The following is a 2,045-nucleotide window of genomic DNA, read 5'->3' as shown; positions in this document are numbered from 1 at the left end:
ACACCAACCAGCGCACGATGGCCTTCGCCATGGTCGAGACGCGTGCCGCCCTCGATGCGCTCGATGGCATCCTCGACACGCCCGGCATCGACGGCATCTTCCTCGGCCCGTCGGATTTCTCGATCGCCTGGAGCAATGGTGCGACCGTCAATTCGACGCTGGAAAGCATGATGGAGACGGTGGCATCGGTGGCCGAGCGCACCCGCAAGGCCGGCAAACATGCGGCGATCTACGTTGTCGAGCCGGCAATTGCCGGCCGGGTCGTGTCGATGGGCTATCGCCTGCTGGCCATGGGCTCCGAGCATTCGCTGATCGGGCTTGGCGCAAAAACGCTGATCAAGAGCGTCCGCGATTCGATCGGGTCCTGAAGAAACTCAGGGTTTCAAATCCGTCAGGAATTTGGCGAAGGTCATTGAACCTTCGGGCCACGGCCCGAAGCCTGAATCCGCGTTCAGATGACCGGTCTCGCCGGCATCGATGAACAGCGAGCCCCATGCACCGGCAATGTCTTCGGCGACATCGAAGGCGCAGAACGGATCGTTGCGGCTGGCGATCACGATCGAGGGAAAGGGCAGCGGCTCACGCGGATAGGGGCCGAAGGTCATCAGGTGCCTGGGCCTGATCTCGGGATTGGCGACGTCGGGAGGTGCCACGAAGAAGGCCCCGGCAACCGGCTTGCGGAACTGCGGAATGGCTTGCACTGCAGCGGCGACACCGAGCGAGTGCGCCACCAGGACGACCGGCCGCTCGGCCTCGTTGACCGCCTTGGCGACGCTCGCCGTCCAGTCCTCGCGAACCGGCTTCGACCACTCGGTCTGTTCGACGCGGCGCGCCGTCGACAGTTTCGACTGCCAGCGGCTCTGCCAATGGTCGGGGCCGGAATTGGTGTAGCCCGGTACGATGAGAATATCTGCTTCCTTGACCTTCATGGCGCTGAGATAGCGAGCGGCATCGCTTCGTGCAACCAGCAGGAACGCCGCTTTTGATCACAATAGTGAACACCATGTTCGCTTCTTCGCGTCTTGTGTGAACGATGCCGATGGACGATCTGTGGTCAGGAAGAAACAGCCGTGCGCGGGAACCCTGACTTTGGAACTGACACGACGTACAATGATCGGCGGAGTGGGGCTTCTCGCCTTGGGAGCTTCATCGCAGGCCGGTCGAACGGAGCATTCGATGAGCGAGTTGCCTTTTGCCGCCACCACCCCGGTCAGCGTTGCCCGCGTCGGGCTGAAGGCGCGCGACGCGGAAAGCCTTGCCGCCTATTACCGCGAAATTGTCGGTCTGCAGGAGTTGAGCCGTGCCGATGGCGCGATCACCCTGGGCGCCGCCAACCGTCCGTTGTTGGTGCTTGAGCAGGACGCTTCAGCCAAGCCGGATGATCCGCGCAGCGCCGGGCTGTTCCACACCGCCTTCCTGCTGCCCAGCCGCGCCGACCTCGGCCGCTGGATCAACCACGCCATATCAAACAAGATCGCGATCGAGGGCGCTTCCGACCATCTGGTCAGCGAAGCTCTGTACCTGACCGATCCCGAAGGCAATGGCATCGAGATCTATGCCGACCGCCGTGCGCAGGACTGGAAGTGGAATGGCGACAAGATTGCCATGGCGACAGAACGGCTGAACATTCCGTCCGTCGTTGCCGAAGTGCCGGCGGGTGATGCCGGCTGGCAGGGTACGCCGGAAAACAGCATCGTCGGCCATGTCCACCTGCGTGTCGGCAGGCCGGAAGACGCCGAAGCCTGGTGGAACCAGGAATTTGGCTTCGACACCATGGCCAAATACGGTGGCCAGGCGGTGTTCCTGTCGTCGGGCGGCTATCACCACCACATCGGCGCCAACGCCTGGCAGAGTTCAGGCGCCGGCCGCCGCGATTCGAGCCGGTCGGGCCTTGCCTGGGTCGAGATGCGTTCGGACAAGGTGACGAGCCCGGCAACCCGCGAAGATCCGTGGGGCACGGTGATCAGGACTGTTCCCGGCAAGGCTTGAGAGCGTCTTTCTCCCCGTCACTATACGGGGAGAAATGCCCGGCAGGGCAATGAGGG

The 2,045-nt window shown here is 63.2% G+C and carries 3 protein-coding genes; 2 read left to right on the top strand and 1 reads right to left on the bottom strand.

Features of this window, described 5'->3' with window-relative positions; all coding sequences use genetic code 11:
- Nucleotides 1-368: aldolase/citrate lyase family protein (locus EOC06_RS43840; protein WP_245470193.1), on the top strand; the 368-nt coding region annotated here is incomplete at its 5' end.
- Nucleotides 369-374: 6 nt separating this feature from the next.
- Here EOC06_RS43840 and EOC06_RS29560 read toward each other — a convergent pair.
- Complete coding sequence (locus EOC06_RS29560; protein ID WP_128309454.1) at nt 375-929, bottom strand: alpha/beta hydrolase; 555 nt, start codon at nt 927-929, stop codon at nt 375-377.
- Nucleotides 930-1,176: 247 nt separating this feature from the next.
- Between EOC06_RS29560 and EOC06_RS29555 the strand changes: the two genes are divergently transcribed.
- Nucleotides 1,177-1,989 carry a VOC family protein gene (locus EOC06_RS29555; protein ID WP_128289303.1) on the top strand — a complete coding sequence of 271 codons (813 nt, stop codon included), beginning with the start codon at nt 1,177-1,179 and terminating at the stop codon, nt 1,987-1,989.
- The last annotated feature ends 56 nt before the right edge of the window (nt 1,990-2,045 follow it).

The organism is Mesorhizobium sp. M7A.F.Ca.MR.362.00.0.0 (assembly GCF_004023175.1).
Lineage (GTDB): Bacteria > Pseudomonadota > Alphaproteobacteria > Rhizobiales > Rhizobiaceae > Mesorhizobium.
The sequence above is the reverse complement of the archived record's forward strand: the minus strand, read 5'-3'. Positions and strand labels throughout refer to the sequence as shown.